The following is a 17,108-nucleotide window of genomic DNA, read 5'->3' on the forward strand; positions in this document are numbered from 1 at the left end:
TGGCACGACTGCCCGGTAACGACCAGACTTCCCTTATGTCGACACGGGTGTTAGGGCTGGTCAGGGCGAGCCATCCGGAACCCGCGGCGGCGGTCACAGTGGTCGCCGCGCTGCTCGCCGCCGGTGCCGGGCACTCCGCGTCGGGCGTCGCCGCGGTGGCGTTGACGGTGCTGGCCAGCCAGCTCGCCGTCGGGTGGAGCAACGACCTGATCGACGCCGAGCGGGACGCGGCGGTGGGGCGTACCGACAAACCGGTGACAACCGGCGAGGTCGCCCGGCCGACGCTGGCCCGCGCCACCGTGGTCGCCGCCGTCGCCGTGCCGGTGCTGGCGCTGGCCGGCGGTCCGGCCGCGGCGGCCTGCGCGACGCTGGGCCTGGTCTCCGCGCTGCTCTACAACCGGCCGCTGAAGTCGACGCCGGTGTCGGTGCTGCCCTACGCGGTCTCGTTCGGCGCGCTGCCCGCGTTCGTGGTGCTGGCGCTGCCCGGCTCGCCGGCGCCCCCGGCCTGGCTGGTGGCCGCCGCTGCGCTGCTCGGTGCCGGGGCGCACTTCGCCAACGTGCTGCCCGACCTGGCCGACGACGCCCGGACCGGGGTGCGCGGCCTGCCGCACCGGCTCGGGCCGGTGGGCAGCCGGCTGGCCGCCGCCGGGCTGCTGCTCGCGGCCACCGTCGCGCTGGTCCTCGGCCCGCCCGGACCGCCGTCGTGGGCCGGCCTGTCGGCCGTCGCCGCCGCCGTCGCCGTGCCGGCCGTCGGCTGGTACGCGGGACGCGCGACCGCCGGACGCTCGGCGACCGCCTTCCGGGCGGTGCTGGTGGTGGCGCTGATCGATGTGGTGCTGCTGGTGACGAGCGGCCGGGTGGTCTGAGCAGTCCCTCCCGAGGTGGTATTGCCGGGTCCGCGTGCGGGCCTCGATCAGCTCCAACTACCCTGGAGCGCGGTCTGCGCGGGTATGGCCACCCCGTGCCCGGGGGTCGACCGGGCGGGGATCGTGACGAGGAGGACCGACGTGACGCGCTCGATCAGGGGTTCCCGGGGGCCGGCCCTGCTGCTGGCCGGCACGGCGGCGGCGAGCCTGCTGCTGTCCGGGTGCGGCGCCGGGCAGATTTCCGAGACCGCCAACAAGATCCCGTCGGTACAGGGCGTCAACGTCCAGACCTCCGACAACCTCTACAAGGTGCGCGGGCTCTACGTGCAGTTCCCGGGCCCGAAGGGCTACGAGGCCGGGTCGAACGCGCCGGTCAACGTGGTGATCTACAACGACAGCGAGAAGCCGGTGACCGTGACGGTCACCACCGACAGCGCCCGGGAGATCGTGCTCACCGGTTCCGGCGCGGGCGAGAGCGGCGCGGCCACCCCGACCGGTTCGCCCACCGAGCCGGCCACCGCCTCGCCGACCGCCACCGACCCGAGCGCGTCGCCGAGCCAGTCGCTGGAGGTGACCGGGTCGCCGTCGGCCAGCCCGTCGCCGAGCGAGAGCGAGTCCGCGCCCGCCGGCCAGCCGGCCCGGATCGAGATCCCGGCGCTCAGCTACGCCCAGCTCAACGCCGGCAACCCGCGGTTCCTCCAGCTCGTCGGCCTGAACGAGAAGCTGCTCGTCGGCCAGCAGGTCAACCTGACCTTCGACTTCGGCAACGGCAAGGTCGTCACGACCCCGGCACCGATCGGCATCCCGCTGACCCCGGAGGCCACGCCGTCGAAGATCGTGGAGCCGCGGCACGTCGGTGAGGACAGCGGCGTCGAGGGCGGCCACTGACCGCGTCCCCTCTGTCGTCGGCACCGCCGTCGTGGCCAGCGCCACGCCGGCGGTGTCGCCGTTTCGGGTGGGCTTTCGTCGTACCGGCCGGTTAGCGTCCGGTGGTGACCTCGCCCCGATCGACCCCCTCCCGCGCCGGTGCCGGCCGCGGTCGCGCCGCCACCCGCGAACCCCGTCCGGCCTACGAGTGCGACGCCTGCGGCCACCAGCCCCCGAAGTGGGTGGGCCGGTGCCCCGAGTGCGGCGAGTGGGGTTCGGTGGTCGAGTGCACGGTCACCGGCCCGCTGGTCTCCGGCCGGGTGGTCAGCTCGCGGATGCCGGCCGAGCCGGCCCGGCCGATCGCCACGATCAGCGCCGCGCCCGCCCGGGCCCGTCCCACAGGTGTGAGCGAGCTCGACCGGGTGCTCGGCGGCGGCCTGGTCCCCGGCGCGGTGGTGCTGCTCGCCGGTGAGCCCGGCGTGGGCAAGTCGACGCTGCTGCTCGACGTGGCCCAGCAGTGGGCGGCCGGGGCCGGCAGCCCGTCGCTGGTGGTCAGCGGCGAGGAGTCGGTCAGCCAGGTGCGGCTGCGCGCCGAGCGGATGGGCGCCCTGCACGACCAGCTCTACCTGGCCGCCGAGAGCGACCTGTCGGCGGTGCTCGGCCACCTCGACGCGGTCAAGCCGGGGCTGCTGGTGCTCGACTCGGTGCAGACCATCTCGACCACCGGCACCGAGGGCGTGCCCGGCGGCGTCACCCAGGTCCGCGCGGTCACCGCCGCCCTCGTCGCCGTCGCAAAGGAGCGCGGCATCGCCACCGTGCTGGTCGGGCACGTCACCAAGGACGGCCAGGTGGCCGGGCCCCGGGTGCTGGAGCACCTGGTCGACGTGGTGCTGCACTTCGAGGGCGACAAGCACTCCTCGCTGCGCATGGTGCGCGGCGTGAAGAACCGCTTCGGCGCGGCCGACGAGGTGGGCTGCTTCGAGATGCACGAGGGCGGCATCAGCAGCCTGGCCGACCCGTCCGGCCTGTTCCTGACCCGCTACTCCGAGCCGGTGCCGGGCACCTGCGTGACGGTGGCGATGGAGGGGCGCCGGGCGCTGGTGACCGAGGTGCAGGCCTTGATCGGCGCCACCGTCGCCGGCTCGCCCCGGCGTACCGTCTCCGGCCTCGACAGCGCCCGGCTCGCGATGGTCCTCGCGGTGCTCCAGCGCCGCACCGAGCGGCTCACGCTGCACGACCGGGAGGTCTTCGCCGCCACCGTCGGCGGCATCCGGGTGGTGGAGCCGGCAGCCGACCTGGCGGTGGCGCTCGCTGTCGCCTCCGGCGGGCTCAACCTGGCGCTCAACCCGCACCTGGTGGCGATCGGCGAGGTGGGCCTCACCGGTGAGGTCCGCCGGGTCGGCGCGGTGCCCCGCCGGCTGGCCGAGGCCGCCCGGCTCGGCTTCCGGCTGGCCCTCGTACCGCCCGGGTGCGGGCCGGAGAGCAGTGGTGCCGGGCCGGAGAACATGCGCGTGATCGAGGTCACCGACGTGCGGGCCGCCCTCCAGGCGGCCGCACGCGCGTCGGCGGAGTGACACGGTGGGCGTTTCCGGGCAGGCCACGCAGGCCGCACCGACCCGGCCGAGCAGGGCATCGTGACACATCACAGTAACCACGAGAGCACCCACCGCATGGCAGTCCGTAGACTGTGCCCGTGCCGATCGACCGCGATGCCACAAAGCCCGCAACGGCGACGCCGCACGCCCGTACCGGCGCCGTGACCGGCAACCCCGCTCGTGCCATCAGCGTGAGCGTCAACGGAAGCGTCGGCGCCGGGGCCGGCGCCGATCCGCTGCGCGCCAACCTCGCCCTGATGGCTCCGGGCACCGCCCTGCGGGACGGCCTGGAACGGATCCTGCGCGGCCGCACCGGCGCGCTGATCGTGCTCGGCTACGACAAGGTGGTCGAGCAGATCTGCACCGGCGGCTTCCCGATGGACGTGGAGTTCTCCGCCACCCGGGTCCGGGAGCTGTGCAAGATGGACGGCGCTGTGGTGCTGTCCAGCGACGGCACCCGGATCGTGCAGGCCGGCGCGCACCTGATGCCCGACCCGTCCATCCCCACCGAGGAGTCCGGCACCCGGCACCGCACCGCCGAGCGGGTGGCCCGGCAGACCGGCTACCCGGTCATCTCGGTCAGCCAGTCGATGCGGATCATCAGCCTCTACGTCAACGGCCAGCGGCACGTGCTGGACGACTCGGCCGCCATCCTGTCCCGCGCCAACCAGGCGCTCGCCACGCTGGAGCGCTACAAGCTGCGGCTGGACGAGGTCTCCGGCACGCTCTCCGCGCTGGAGATCGAGGATCTGGTCACCGTCCGCGACGCGGTGGCGGTGGTGCAGCGGCTGGAGATGGTCCGGCGGATCGCCGACGAGATCGCCGGCTACGTGGTGGAGCTGGGCACCGACGGCCGTCTGCTGGCGCTTCAGCTCGACGAGCTGATGGCCGGCGTGGACGCCGACCGCACCCTGGTCATCCGCGACTACCTGCCGACCGGCCGCAAGTCGCGCACGCTCGACGAGGCGCTCGTCGAACTCGACCTGCTCAGCGCCACCGAGCTCATCGACCTCGTGGCGGTGGCGAAGGCGATCGGCTACCCGTCCGCCTCCGACGCGCTCGACGCCGCGGTCAGCCCGCGCGGGTTCCGCCTGCTGGCGAAGGTGCCCCGGCTGCCGGTGGCCGTGGTCGACCGGCTGGTGGTGCACTTCGGCAGCCTCCAGCGGCTGCTCGGCGCGACGGTGGAAGACCTCCAGGCGGTCGAGGGCGTGGGCGACGCCCGCGCCCGCGGCGTCCGCGAGGGCCTGTCCCGGCTCGCCGAGGCGAGCATCCTCGAACGGTACGTCTGACCGACCGCTCAGCCGGTGACGGTCAGCTTCACCGGCTCGCTGATCTTGGTGCCGACCCGGGCGAACACCTGGTACGCGCCGATCGCGGCGAACTCACCGTTCGCCAGCCCGTTCGCGCACTTGTTGTCCAGCCGGCCGTTCCAGCCCAGCTCGTAGGAGCGCTCGAAGTTCGGCGTGAACGACTGCACGTCCGAGCCCTTGCCGGTGCCGCAGGTGTCCGACGACCAGATCTTCTCCGCGCCCGACTTGACGTACAGCTCCTGGAGGTCGGCGCCGACGTCCCGGCTGCACGTACGGTTCGACACGTTCTTGACCTTGAGGCGCAGCGTGACCACAGTGCCCCGCTGGGCGGTGGCAGGAACCGCCACCGGGGTCACCAGCAACTCGGAGTCGGTGCAGGTGCCGTCGTCGGAGACCGGCTGACCGGTCGCGCCGCCGTTACCGGTGCCACCCCCGTCGTTCCCACCCCCGCCGGTGTTCCCGCCGCCGTCGCCGGTACCGCCGGGCCCGGTGCCGCCGTTGTTCGCGCCACCGCCACCGGCGTCACCCGCCGTCGGTGACGGGCTGCCGGACTGCGGGGTCAGCACCGAGCCGGACGGGTCGGGCTGCGCCCCGGCGGAACCGGTCGGCGACGGGTCGGTGCCCGGCGCGCCGGTGTTGCGGTCCGTACCGGTGCACGAATACAACAGGACAATCAGGAAGAGCAGCCCCGCTCCGAGCACGACGGCACGACGCCGCCAGTACACGGCAGGGGGCAGGGGGCCGACCGTCAGACGCATGATGCGCCTACCGTAGCCGCGCGGCGCACGGCTCGCCGTTCCGACGCGCCGGGAACCCACCGCCGTACGGCCACGCTCGTCCACACTGGATTCCGACGGCCACCGTCAGAGGTAGACCTTGCGCTGGTAGATCGCGTGCGCGCCGGCTACCCGGTCGAGGAAGAGCAGCCCGGCGCAGTGGTCGATCTCGTGCTGGAGCGCCCGCGCCTCGAAGCCGTCGGTCACCAGCCGGACCGGCTCGCCGCTGCCGGGAAGCGCGCCCTCGACCACCAGGCGGCTGGCCCGCTTCACGTCGCCGGTCAGGTCCGGCACCGACATGCAGCCCTCCCGGCCGGCCTTCCACCGGGACGCCTCGACCACGCGGGCGTTGCAGAGCACGAACGTGCCGTGCACGGTGACCGCCTTCGGATGCCCCGTCACGTCCACCGCGAACACCTGCGCGCTCACCCCGACCTGCGGCGCCGCCAGGCCCACGCAACCGGGCGAGACGCGCATCGTGGCCACCAGGTCGGCGGCGAGGCGCACCACCTCGGCAGACGTCGGGTCGACCTCCGGGCCGGGTCGGCTCAGCACCGGCTCCGGGGCGGTGACCACCGGACGTACCGCGCCGGGGAGGCCGAGCTTCTCCGGGGTCCAGCCGCCCAGGCCCGCGTACTCCGGCCCGGTCACAGCAGGTCCGTGTCCGCCGGGCGGAGGCTGACCCCCACGCCCAGCTCCGCCGCGACGCGGGTGAGCCGGCCGGCCACCTCGTCCGACACACCCGGCGGCAGCTCGACCTCGGCGACCACCACGTACAGCGAACCGGTGAGCCGGGTGCTCAGGTCGGTCACGTTCCCGCCCGCGTCGGTCAGCACCCGGGTCATCGCCGCGACGATGCCCATCCGGTCGGCGCCGTGCACCGCCAGCACGTACGGCTCCCCCGTCGGCTCGCTGCCGCCGTCGGGCGTGACCGCGCGTACGGTCGCCAGCAGGTGCCCGTCGGCGGCGAGCGGGGCCAGCGCGGCCTCCACGTCGGCGGCGGCCGGGCCCACGCAGATCAGGGTCATCGCGAAGTGTCCCCGCAGCCGGGTCATCGTCGAGTCGGTGAGGTTCGCGCCGAGCCGGGCGAGGACCTCCGCGACGTCGGCCACGATGCCCGGCCGGTCCCGGCCGATGACGGTGATCGCGAGCTCGTTCATTCGGACATTCTGCCCCGTCGCCCATGATCGATCGCGCCCGGCCACCCGCCCCGCCCAACCTGCGGGAAAGACAGCCGTGACATGATCGGCGGCGCGATGTCCGAGCCCACATTCGCCACCCAGGTCAGCCGGTGGTACGAGCGCAACGCCCGCGACCTGCCCTGGCGCAAGCCCGGCATCGGCGCCTGGGCGATCCTGGTCAGCGAGGTCATGCTCCAGCAGACCCCTGTGGTCCGCGTGGTGCCCGCGTGGGAGGCGTGGCTGGCCCGCTGGCCCGAACCGCGTGCGCTCGCCGAGGACACCCCGGCCGAGGCGATCCGGATGTGGGGGCGACTCGGCTACCCCCGCCGGGCGGTACGCCTGCGCGAGTGCGCGGTGGCGATCATGGAACGCCACGGTGGCGTGGTGCCCGACCGGCTCGACCAGTTGCTGGCGCTGCCCGGTGTCGGCACGTACACGGCCCGCGCGGTCGCCGCGTTCGCGTACGGGCAGCGGCACCCGGTGGTCGACACCAACGTCCGGCGCGTGGTGTGCCGGGCGATCGCCGGTGAACCCGACGCCGGCCCCACCACCCGCCCGGCCGACCTGGTCGCCACCGAGGAACTGCTGCCGGCCGAGCCGGCCGCCGCCGCGCTCGCCAGCGCCGCGTTCATGGAACTCGGTGCCGTCGTCTGCACCGCCCGCACGCCGCGCTGTGCGATCTGCCCGGTCGAGTCGAGCTGCGCCTGGCGGGCCTCCGGGCGGGCCGCGCCTGAGGGACCGACCCGCCGGCCGCAGCGCTACGCCGGCACCGACCGGCAGGTACGCGGACTGCTGCTCGCGGTGCTGCGGGAGTCCACCGGCCCGGTGCCGCACCAGCGGCTGGACCAGGTGTGGCACGACGACGTGCAGCGGGCGCGAGCGCTGGCCGGCCTGGTCACCGACGGCCTGGTGGAACCGGTGGGCGAGGAGTCGTTCCGCCTGGCCGGCGACGGCCCCGCCGTCCCCCTCCCCTGACGGCCCTCACCCCACCCACCCTGACCCCGACCCCCGCCTCCGCCCGCCCTCGGCTCGCCCCGTTGATCATGAAGTTAGCGGCGACAAATGGGGCGCCAAGTGCGGTCAACCTCATGATCGACCACGGCAAGGGCGGGCGGGGAGGGGCGGGGCGGCGGGCGTGGAGAAGGCGACGGCCCCGGTGGCTTTCGCCTACCGGGGCCGTCGCCCTCGAACTGTGCGGACCTACGCGGCGTCGTCAGCGCCCGTGGCGGCGGTGCCGCCGAGGTCCGCCGGGACCGCGTCCGGCACGGCATCCGGCCGGTCCGCGCCCCGGAAGACGAGCTTGGACTTGTCGATGTTCTCCGGGTCGCCCTCGCAGTCCACGACCACGATCTGACCCGGGGTCAGCTCGTTGAACAGGATCCGCTCGGACAGGTTGTCCTCGATGTCGCGCTGGATCGTGCGACGCAGCGGCCGCGCGCCCAGCACCGGGTCGAAGCCCTTCTTCGCGAGGTACTTCTTCGCGTTGTCGGTCAGCTCCAGGCCCATGTCCTTGTTGCGCAGCTGGGTCTCGATGCGCTGGATCATGATGTCGACGATCGAGAGGATCTCGGTCTCGCGCAGCTGGTGGAAGACGATGGTGTCGTCGATCCGGTTCAGGAACTCGGGCCGGAAGTGCTGCTTGAGCTCGTCGTTGACCTTCTGCTTCATCCGGTCGTAGTTCGACTCGGAGTCCTCAGAGGCCTGGAAGCCCAGCGACACCGCCTTGGCGACGTCGCGCGTACCGAGGTTGGTGGTCAGGATGATGACCGTGTTCTTGAAGTCCACGATCCGGCCCTGGCCGTCGGTGAGTCGCCCGTCCTCCAGGATCTGGAGGAGCGTGTTGAACACGTCCGGGTGGGCCTTCTCGATCTCGTCGAAGAGGACCACCGAGAACGGCCGGCGACGCACCTTCTCGGTCAGCTGCCCGCCCTCGTCGTAGCCGACGTAGCCGGGAGGGGCACCGACGAGCCGGGACACCGTGTACCGGTCGTGGAACTCCGACATGTCGAGCTGGATGAGGGCGTCCTCGCTGCCGAACAGGAACTCGGCGAGCGCCTTGGACAGCTCGGTCTTACCGACGCCGGACGGGCCGGCGAAGATGAACGAGCCGGACGGGCGCTTCGGGTCCTTCAGGCCGGCCCGGGTACGCCGGATCGCCTTCGAGACCGCCTTGACCGCGTCCTCCTGGCCGATGACGCGCTTGTGCAGCTCGTCCTCCATGCGCAGCAGGCGCGAGGTCTCCTCCTCGGTCAGCTTGTAGACCGGGATGCCGGTCCAGTTGCCGAGCACCTCGGCGATCTGCTCGTCGTCGACCTCGCTGACGACGTCCAGGTCACCGGCCTTCCACTCCTTCTCGCGCTGCGCCTTCTGACCCAGCAGCTGCTTCTCGGTGTCGCGCAGCTGGGCGGCCCGCTCGAAGTCCTGCGCGTCGATCGCGGACTCCTTGTCGCGGCGCACCTGGGCGATGCGCTCGTCGAAGTCGCGCAGGTCCGGCGGCGCGGTCATCCGGCGGATCCGCATCCGGGCGCCCGCCTCGTCGATCAGGTCGATCGCCTTGTCCGGCAGGAACCGGTCGGAGATGTACCGGTCGGCCAGCGTCGCGGCGGCGACCAGAGCGGCGTCGGTGATGGAGACGCGGTGGTGCGCCTCGTAGCGGTCCCGCAGGCCCTTGAGGATCTCGATGGTGTGGGCCAGCGACGGCTCACCCACCTGGATCGGCTGGAAACGACGCTCCAGAGCGGCGTCCTTCTCCAGGTGCTTGCGGTACTCGTCGAGCGTGGTGGCGCCGATGGTCTGCAGCTCACCACGGGCCAGCATCGGCTTGAGGATGCTGGCGGCGTCGATCGCGCCCTCGGCCGCGCCCGCACCGACGAGCGTGTGGATCTCGTCGATGAACAGGATGATGTCGCCGCGGGTGCGGATCTCCTTGAGCACCTTCTTCAGGCGCTCCTCGAAGTCACCGCGGTAGCGGGAACCGGCGACCAGGGCACCGAGGTCGAGCGTGTAGAGCTGCTTGTCCTTCAGCGTCTCGGGCACCTCGCCCTTGATGATCTTCTGGGACAGGCCCTCCACCACGGCGGTCTTGCCGACGCCGGGCTCGCCGATCAGCACCGGGTTGTTCTTGGTGCGGCGGGACAGCACCTGCATGACCCGCTCGATCTCCTTCTCGCGCCCGATGACCGGGTCGAGCTTGCCCTCGCGGGCGGCCTGGGTCAGGTTGCGGCCGAACTGGTCCAGCACGAGGCTGGTCGACGGCGCGGCCTCACCCGGCGCGGCGCCGGCGGCGGCCGGCTCCTTGCCCTGGTAGCCGGAGAGCAGCTGGATGACCTGCTGGCGGACCCGGTTCAGGTCGGCGCCCAGCTTCACCAGGACCTGGGCGGCGACGCCCTCGCCCTCGCGGATCAGGCCGAGCAGGATGTGCTCGGTGCCGATGTAGTTGTGGCCGAGCTGCAGCGCCTCGCGCAGCGACAGCTCCAGCACCTTCTTGGCCCGCGGCGTGAACGGGATGTGCCCGCTCGGTGCCTGCTGGCCCTGGCCGATGATCTCCTCGACCTGCTGGCGCACGCCCTCCAGGGAGATGCCGAGGCTCTCCAGGGCCTTTGCCGCGACACCCTCACCCTCGTGGATCAGGCCCAGCAGGATGTGTTCCGTACCGATGTAGTTGTGGTTGAGCATCCGGGCCTCTTCTTGGGCCAGGACGACAACCCGTCGCGCTCGGTCGGTGAACCGCTCGAACATGCCCTCGTGCTCCTCACGTGCCGTGCGCCTTGATGGTCAGATCTCGGCGGGGCCGGTGCGCGGACGTCCGGGACGGGCGTCCGTGCCTCCTTACTCTATCGCCGCGGACCGTCTCCGCTGAGGTCGTGTGCCCTCGCGAATGACCGTTCCGACGTCGTTTCTGACAACCGTCCACGCTCAGGAGGTGTTCCGGGGCCCCTGCCTGTACGCGCAGAGCGAAATTCGACCGGCACCCGAACGGCCGGTCGAGTGGACCGGAGGCGGCAACCGATGCGTCCGCCGGGGTCGTCCACAGCCTGTGGATGAAGTCTCCACCGCCTGTGGACAACCGTCCCCGGCGGGGTTTTCTTCCCTGCCGCCGCGACCGAGGGCGGCACTGTGGGCCGGACCGGACATCCGGCACAGGGACGACGGGACCGGCACGGCGCGGTCCAACCGTGACGGCGGACCGGAAACGGCGACGCCGGCCCGGAGTCGCACTCCGGTCCGGCGTCGCGTCGCCCGTGACGAGGGTGGGGTCAGTGCCCCGCCTTCGCGTGGTACTCGTCCACGATCTCCTGCGGGATCCGGCCCCGGTCGGAGATGTCCTTGCCGGCCTTCTTGGCCCATTCGCGGATGGCCCGGTTCTGCTCGCGGTCGGCGGTCGCGCCGCCCCGGCCCCGAGCGGCCCGGCCGCCCACGACCACACCCCCGCGACCGACCTTCGTTCCGTTCGCGATGTACGGCGCGAATACGTCACGCAATTTACCGGCGTTGGATGCGGAGAGGTCGATCTCGTACTGCACACCGTCGAGCGCGAACTTGACGGTCTCGTCAGCGTCCCCGCCGTCCAGGTCATCGACCAGCTTGTGAATGATCTGCTTGGCCACGTCCCACATTCCTTTCGAGCAGGGTTGTACTCCTGCAATACTCCGAGCACAATAACCCGTCCGGCGCTTGTTCCGTCAATAGGACCAGGTAACGAGCCGGAGAAGGCTTGCGGGGGCGAGCGTCTACTCGGGCCGGACCAACGGGAACAGGATCGTTTCCCGAATTCCGAGCCCGGTCAGTGCCATCAGCAGCCGGTCGATTCCCATTCCCATGCCACCGGACGGCGGCATTCCATACTCCATCGCTCGGAGAAAATCCTCGTCCAGTCGCATCGCCTCGTCGTCCCCACGCGCCGCGAGCTGCGCCTGGGCCACCAGCCGCTCCCGCTGCACGACCGGGTCGACCAGCTCCGAGTACGCGGTGCCCAGCTCGAATCCGAGCACGTAGAGGTCCCACTTCTCGGCCAGGCCCGGCTCGCTGCGGTGGGCCCGGGTCAACGGGCTGGTCTCCTCCGGGTAGTCCATGACGAACGTCGGCGCCTGAAGCGACGGCACGACCAGTTCCTCGAACAACTCCTCGGCCAGCTTGCCCGGCCCCCACTTCGGGTCGACGGAGAGACCGACCTTGTCCGCGTACTCGACCAGGCGTGCCCTTTCGGTGCGGACGGTGACCTCCTCACCGAGCGCTTCGGAAAGAACACCGAACAGCGACACCGACCGCCACTCGCCGCCCAGATCGAACTCACGCCCGTCGGCGTGCGTCACCACCGTCGAGCCGGCGACCGCCACTGCGGCCTGCTGTACGAGATTTCGGGTCAGCTCCGCCATCGTGTGGTAGTCGCCGTACGCCTGGTACGCCTCCAGCATCGCGAACTCGGGTGAGTGCGAAGAGTCGATGCCCTCATTACGGAAGTTGCGGTTGATCTCGAAGACGCGGTCCACGCCACCGACCACCGCGCGCTTGAGAAACAGTTCCGGCGCGATTCGCAGATACAGATCCGTGTCGAGCGCATTGCTGTGGGTCACGAATGGGCGTGCCGCCGCACCGCCGTGCAGCAGTTGCAGCATCGGCGTCTCGACCTCGATGAAGTCCTGCCCGTGCAGGGTGTCGCGCAGACTGCGGACGGCGGTGGCCCGGGTACGGACCATCTGCCGGGCCTGCGGCCGGACCACCAGGTCCACGTAGCGCTGGCGGACCCGGGACTCCTCGCTGAGCGGCTTGTGCGCCACCGGCAGCGGGCGCAGCGCCTTGGCGGTCACCGCCCAATCCTCGGCGAGAACGGACAGCTCGCCGCGCCGGCTGGTGATCACCTCGCCGGTCACGCCGACGTGATCGCCGAGGTCGACCAGGCGCTTCCAGTCCGCCAGCCGCTCGGCGCCGACCCGGTCCAGCGAGAGCATCGCCTGGACCTCGGTGCCGTCACCGTCCCGCAGCGTCGCGAAGCAGAGCTTGCCGGTGTTGCGAATGAAGATCACCCGGCCGGTGACCGAGACCCGGTCGCCGGTGGCGGTGTCGGTGGGCAGGTCGCCGTAGCGCTCGCGCAGCCGCGCGAGCGTGGTGGTGCGCGGGAAGCCCACCGGGTACGGCTCGACGCCCTCGGCGAGCATCCGGTCCCGCTTCTCCCGGCGGACCTTCATCTGCTCGGGAAGGTCGTCGGCGGGGTCTGTTGGCAGGGCGTTCTGCTCGGTCACGGCACGCTTCCTCAGGCCTTGGGGACATCGGCGGGGTCAGCACATGAGCGTACTCAAGCGCCGTGGCGGCCGTTACGGGATAACCTGCCCGCCATGACCGACCCCACTGCGGCCCTCTCGTTCGGCGCCGCCGCGGCCGATTACGACCGGTTCCGTCCCCGCTATCCGGAGGCCGCGCTGCGCTGGGCGCTGGACGGGCTGCACGACGCCCGGGTGGTCGATCTCGGCGCCGGCACCGGCATCCTCACCCGCGGACTCCTGGCGCTGACCGGGCCGGTGGCTCAGGTCGTACCCGTGGAACCGGATCCGGGGATGCGGGCGCAACTGGCCGCCGCCACGCCCGGTACGACGGCGCTGGCCGGCAGCGCCGAGGCGGTGCCGCTGCCGGACGGGTCGGCGGACGCGGTGCTGGCCGGGCAGGCCTACCACTGGTTCGACAGGGAGCCGGCGCACGCCGAGGTGGCCCGCGTGCTGCGCCCGGGCGGCACGTTCGCGCCGGTCTGGAACATCCGGGACGAGCAGGTCGGCTGGGTGGCGGAGCTGACCCGGATCGCCCACCTCGGCGACAACGCGGGCGACGTGACGCAGCGGTACGCGGACTTCGGCGCCGCCTTCACCGACGTCGAGGTGGGCGAGTTCGCGCACGCCACCACGCTCACGCCGGACGAGGTGGTGGGCATGCTGCACACCCGCTCGTACTGGCTGACCGCTGACGCGGACGAGCGGCGACGGGTCGACACGGAGCTGGCGGAGCTGTTCGCCTCCCACCCGGACCTGGCCGGCCGGGAGACGGTCGAGCTGCCCTACCGGACGTTCGTGCTGCGGGCCCGCCGCCGCTGACCTCAGACGTTGCGGTCGTAGACCATCCGCAGGCCGATCAGCGTGATCATCGGCTCGTGGTGGGTGATGGTGTGGCACTCGCCGAGCACCAGCGAGGCCAGGCCGCCGGTGGCGATGACCGCCTTCACGCCGCCCAGCTCCTCGGACATCCGCTCGACGATCCGGTCCACCTGGCCGGCGAAGCCGAAGTAGAGCCCGGCCTGAAGGCACTCGACGGTGTTCTTGCCGATCACCGAACGAGGACGGGTCGCCTCCACCTTGCGCAGCTGGGCGGCGCGGGCGGCCAGCGCGTCGAAGGAGATCTCGATGCCAGGCGCGAACGCACCGCCGAGGAACTCCCCCCGGCTGCTGACCAGGTCGAAGTTGGTGGTGGTGCCGAAGTCCACGACGATCGACGGCCCGCCGTAGAGCGTGTACGCGGCCAGCGTGTTCACCACCCGGTCCGCGCCCACCTCCTTCGGGTTGTCGATGGCGAGCTGTACACCGGTCCGGACGCCCGGCTCGACGATCACGCTGGGCAGGTCGGCGTAGTACCTGTCGAGCATGGTGCGCAGCGAGCGCAGCGCGGCCGGCACTGTCGAGCAGGCGGCCACGCCGGTGATCTCCACGGCGTCCCCGGCGAGCAGTCCCCGGAACATCAGACCCAGCTCGTCCGCAGTGGAACGGGCGTCGGTCTTGATCCGCCACGAATGCACCAGCTTGTCGCCGTCGAAGGTCGCCAGCACGGTGTTCGTGTTTCCGATGTCGATGCAGAGCAGCACAGCGGCAGCCTAGACGTCACGCAGGTCGAGGGCGATGTCCAGGATCGGTGAGGAGTGGGTGAGCGCGCCGACGGAGAGGAAGTCGACACCCGTCGCGCCGTACTCGGCCGCCATCGGCAGCGTCAGCCCGCCGGTGGCCTCCAGTTCCGCCCGGTCGCCCACCGACGCCACCACCTCGCGCAGCTGCGCCGGGGTCATGTTGTCCAGCAGCAGGAACCGGGCGCCCGCCTCGACCGCCTCCACCGCCTCGGCCGGCGTGTCCACCTCCACCTGCACCGCGACATCGGGGAACGCCTCCCGGACCCGGCGGAACGCGGCAGCGATCCCGCCCGCCGCGACCTTGTGGTTGTCCTTGATCATGGCGACGTCGTACAGGCCCATCCGCTTGTTGGTGCCGCCGCCGGCCCGGACCGCGTACTTCTCCAGCGCCCGCAGGCCCGGCGTGGTCTTGCGGGTGTCCAGCACCGTCGCCTTCGTGCCGGCCAGCGCGTCGGCCCAGGCCCGGGTGTGCGTCGCCACCCCGGACATGCGGGACAGCAGGTTCAGCGCCGTCCGCTCGGCGGTCAGCAGCAGCCGGGTCGGCCCGGACACGGTGGCCAGCACGTCGCCGCGCGCCACCCGCTGCCCGTCGTGAGCCACGAGCGAGACCTCGACCGTACGCCCCGCGCCGGTCACCTCGCCGACCAGCTCGAACACGGCGGCGGCGACGGGCAGCCCGGCCACCACACCGTCGGCGCGCGCCACCAGATCGGCCGTGTCGTGCTGCTCGTCCGGGATGGTGGCCACGCTCGTCACGTCGAGAAAGTCGGGTCCCAGATCCTCGTGCAGCGTGTCGACGATGACGTGCCGGACCCGCTCCGGGTCCAGGCCGCCGTCCCGCAGCGCCCGCTCCGTCGACTCCCTCATCAGCTGTGCCTCCTTTGTTCGTGACTGCGGGGCTCGCAAGACCGGCTCACTCCTCGCGCTCACGGGATTCCCAGCGCTCGGCCACCATGCCGTCCGTGCCCACCTCGGCCACCAGGTGGCCCAGCCACCGCTCGTCGGCCGTCGGGAAGTCCTCCCGCCAGTGGCAGCCCCGCGTCTCCTGGCGCGCGTACGCGGCGGCGACCAGCGTCGACGCCACGGTGAGCAGGTTCGTCGCCTCCCAGTCGGCGGTACGCGGCACGCCCCGGCCCGCGCCCAGCTCGGTGAGCGTGGCGGCGGTGGCTTCCAGCGTGTCCGCCGAGCGGAGCACCCCGGCGCCCCGCGTCATCGCCCGTTGCAGCTCCGCCGTGCCGGACGCCGGCACCAGCGCGCCCGGACCCCCCACCCAGGCACCGGTCTCCGCCGGGCGGGCCTGCTCGGGCAGCCCGGCGGCGATGTCCTCGGCGATCCGGCGGGAGAAGACCAGCCCTTCCAGCAGCGAGTTGCTGGCCAGCCGGTTCGCGCCGTGCACGCCGGTACAGGCGACCTCGCCGCAGGCGTACAGGCCGGGGATGGAGGTACGGCCGCGCAGGTCGGTCCGGACGCCGCCGGAGGCGTAGTGCGCGGCCGGCGCGACCGGGATCAGATCGGTCGCCGGGTCCACGCCGATGGCCAGGCAGGAGGCCACGATGGTGGGGAACCGCCGGGCCAGGAAGTCGCCGCCCAGGTGCCGGGCGTCCAGGAACACGTGGTCCGCGCCGGACGCGAGAAGCACCCGGTGGATGCCCTTGGCGACCACGTCCCGGGGGGCCAGCTCGGCCAGTTCGTGCTGGCCGACCATGAACCGCTTGCCGTCGCCGTCGACCAGGTGGGCGCCCTCGCCGCGCAGCGCCTCGGAGACCAGCGGCTGCTGGGCCAGCCCGGCGCCCGGGCCGCCCGCCGGCACGATCAGCGCGGTCGGGTGGAACTGGACGAACTCCACGTCGGTGACGGCAGCGCCAGCGCGCAACGCCAGCGCCACGCCGTCCCCGGTGGAGACCGCCGGGTTCGTGGTGGCGGCGAAGACCTGCCCCATGCCGCCGGTGGCGAGCACCACCGCGCGGCCGAGGATCGCGCCGACGCCGTCCTCGCTGCCCTCACCGAGCACGTGCAGCGTGATGCCGCAGGCCGGGCCGAGCCCGCCCGGTCCGTCGCCCGGTGCGCGCAGCAGGTCCAGCACCAGCGCGTGCTCGACCAGCCGGATCCACGGGTCGCGGCGGACCGCGTCGTGCAGCGCCCGCTGCACCTCCGCGCCGGTGGCGTCACCGCCCGCGTGCACGATCCGGTCGGCCCGGTGGCCGCCCTCCCGGGTCAGCATCAGCGAACCGTCCGGGTTGCGGTCGAACTCCGCCCCGATCCGCATCAGCTCGCGCAGCCGGGTCGGGCCCTCGGCCACCAGTGCGCGGACCGCCGCCGGGTCGCACAGGCCGACGCCGGCGACCTCCGTGTCGTACGCGTGCGCGTCCGGCGTGTCCGCCGGGTCCAGCACGGCGGCGATCCCGCCCTGCGCCCAGCGGGTCGAGCCCTCGTCCATGTCGACCTTGGTGACCACCGTGACGTGCAGGCCGGCCTCGCGCAGGTGCAGCGCCGCAGTCAGCCCGGCCACGCCGGAGCCGACCACGATCACGTCTGTCGTCTCCACCCAGCCGGGGGCGGGCGCGGCGAGCAGCCGGGGCAGCGCCGGCAGGTCGACGGTCGGTAGGTCCATGAGCACAGTCAACCCGAAGCGAA

General features: G+C 72.5%; 15 protein-coding genes. 6 read left to right on the plus strand and 9 right to left on the minus strand.

Features of this window, described 5'->3' with window-relative positions:
* The first annotated feature begins 35 nt into the window (after positions 1-35).
* From IRY44_RS20735 to disA, 4 genes are all read left to right on the plus strand, one after another.
* On the plus strand, positions 36-866 hold the full coding sequence (locus IRY44_RS20735) for a UbiA family prenyltransferase (protein ID WP_228532488.1): 831 nt from the start codon (positions 36-38) through the stop codon (positions 864-866).
* 141 nt (positions 867-1,007) lie between these two features.
* Positions 1,008-1,754: a hypothetical protein gene (locus IRY44_RS20740; RefSeq protein ID WP_194801934.1), complete on the plus strand. Its 747-nt coding sequence runs from the start codon at positions 1,008-1,010 to the stop codon at positions 1,752-1,754.
* 101 nt (positions 1,755-1,855) lie between these two features.
* Complete coding sequence (radA, locus tag IRY44_RS20745) at positions 1,856-3,307, plus strand: DNA repair protein RadA (RefSeq protein WP_370584979.1); 1,452 nt, start codon at positions 1,856-1,858, stop codon at positions 3,305-3,307.
* A gap of 119 nt (positions 3,308-3,426) precedes the next feature.
* The gene (gene disA, locus IRY44_RS20750) at positions 3,427-4,617 is read left to right on the plus strand and encodes a DNA integrity scanning diadenylate cyclase DisA (RefSeq protein ID WP_194801936.1); all 1,191 of its coding nucleotides are present in this window, start codon (positions 3,427-3,429) and stop codon (positions 4,615-4,617) included.
* A gap of 8 nt (positions 4,618-4,625) precedes the next feature.
* On the opposite strand, the gene IRY44_RS20755 is transcribed toward disA, so the two are convergent.
* The 3 genes from IRY44_RS20755 to IRY44_RS20765 all read right to left on the minus strand — a co-directional run bounded on the left by IRY44_RS20755 (position 4,626) and on the right by IRY44_RS20765 (position 6,574).
* Complete coding sequence (locus IRY44_RS20755) at positions 4,626-5,396, minus strand: hypothetical protein (RefSeq protein WP_194801937.1); 771 nt, start codon at positions 5,394-5,396, stop codon at positions 4,626-4,628.
* Between the two features lie 105 nt (positions 5,397-5,501).
* Positions 5,502-6,065, minus strand: a complete 564-nt coding sequence (locus IRY44_RS20760) for a peptide deformylase (protein ID WP_194801938.1) — start codon at positions 6,063-6,065, stop codon at positions 5,502-5,504.
* Positions 6,062-6,574, minus strand: coding sequence for a glycine cleavage system protein R (locus IRY44_RS20765; RefSeq protein WP_013288949.1), 513 nt, complete (start codon positions 6,572-6,574; stop codon positions 6,062-6,064). Before IRY44_RS20765 ends, IRY44_RS20760 begins: the two co-directional genes overlap by 4 nt.
* Before the next feature lie 96 nt (positions 6,575-6,670).
* Here IRY44_RS20765 and IRY44_RS20770 point away from each other — a divergent pair, with 96 nt between their 5' ends.
* Positions 6,671-7,570 (plus strand): A/G-specific adenine glycosylase, encoded by a 900-nt coding sequence (locus IRY44_RS20770; RefSeq protein WP_194801939.1) that lies wholly within the window; start codon positions 6,671-6,673, stop codon positions 7,568-7,570.
* 225 nt (positions 7,571-7,795) lie between these two features.
* On the opposite strand, the gene IRY44_RS20775 is transcribed toward IRY44_RS20770, so the two are convergent.
* The 3 genes from IRY44_RS20775 to lysS form a co-directional block, all read right to left on the minus strand.
* Entirely contained in the window at positions 7,796-10,333 is a 2,538-nt protein-coding gene (locus tag IRY44_RS20775) for an ATP-dependent Clp protease ATP-binding subunit (protein ID WP_064446770.1), read from the minus strand.
* Positions 10,334-10,851: 518 nt separating this feature from the next.
* Positions 10,852-11,202, minus strand: a complete 351-nt coding sequence (locus IRY44_RS20780) for an Lsr2 family protein (protein WP_013288952.1) — start codon at positions 11,200-11,202, stop codon at positions 10,852-10,854.
* A 123-nt stretch (positions 11,203-11,325) separates the two neighbouring features.
* Positions 11,326-12,834 carry a lysine--tRNA ligase gene (gene lysS / locus IRY44_RS20785; protein WP_194801940.1) on the minus strand — a complete coding sequence of 503 codons (1,509 nt, stop codon included), beginning with the start codon at positions 12,832-12,834 and terminating at the stop codon, positions 11,326-11,328.
* 93 nt (positions 12,835-12,927) lie between these two features.
* Here lysS and IRY44_RS20790 point away from each other — a divergent pair, with 93 nt between their 5' ends.
* On the plus strand, positions 12,928-13,674 hold the full coding sequence (locus tag IRY44_RS20790; RefSeq protein WP_194801941.1) for a class I SAM-dependent methyltransferase: 747 nt from the start codon (positions 12,928-12,930) through the stop codon (positions 13,672-13,674).
* A gap of 2 nt (positions 13,675-13,676) precedes the next feature.
* On the opposite strand, the gene IRY44_RS20795 is transcribed toward IRY44_RS20790, so the two are convergent.
* Genes IRY44_RS20795 through IRY44_RS20805 form a run of 3 tightly spaced genes read right to left on the minus strand, consistent with a single transcriptional unit; the run spans position 13,677 to position 17,085 of the window.
* The gene (locus IRY44_RS20795; RefSeq protein ID WP_013288955.1) at positions 13,677-14,435 is read right to left on the minus strand and encodes a type III pantothenate kinase; all 759 of its coding nucleotides are present in this window, start codon (positions 14,433-14,435) and stop codon (positions 13,677-13,679) included.
* A 9-nt stretch (positions 14,436-14,444) separates the two neighbouring features.
* Positions 14,445-15,341 carry a carboxylating nicotinate-nucleotide diphosphorylase gene (nadC, locus tag IRY44_RS20800; protein WP_194801942.1) on the minus strand — a complete coding sequence of 299 codons (897 nt, stop codon included), beginning with the start codon at positions 15,339-15,341 and terminating at the stop codon, positions 14,445-14,447.
* A 46-nt stretch (positions 15,342-15,387) separates the two neighbouring features.
* Complete coding sequence (locus IRY44_RS20805) at positions 15,388-17,085, minus strand: L-aspartate oxidase (RefSeq protein WP_194801943.1); 1,698 nt, start codon at positions 17,083-17,085, stop codon at positions 15,388-15,390.
* Positions 17,086-17,108 lie beyond the last annotated feature (23 nt).

It is taken from the genome of Micromonospora sp. ANENR4, from assembly GCF_015354395.1.
Taxonomy (GTDB): domain Bacteria; phylum Actinomycetota; class Actinomycetes; order Mycobacteriales; family Micromonosporaceae; genus Micromonospora; species Micromonospora aurantiaca.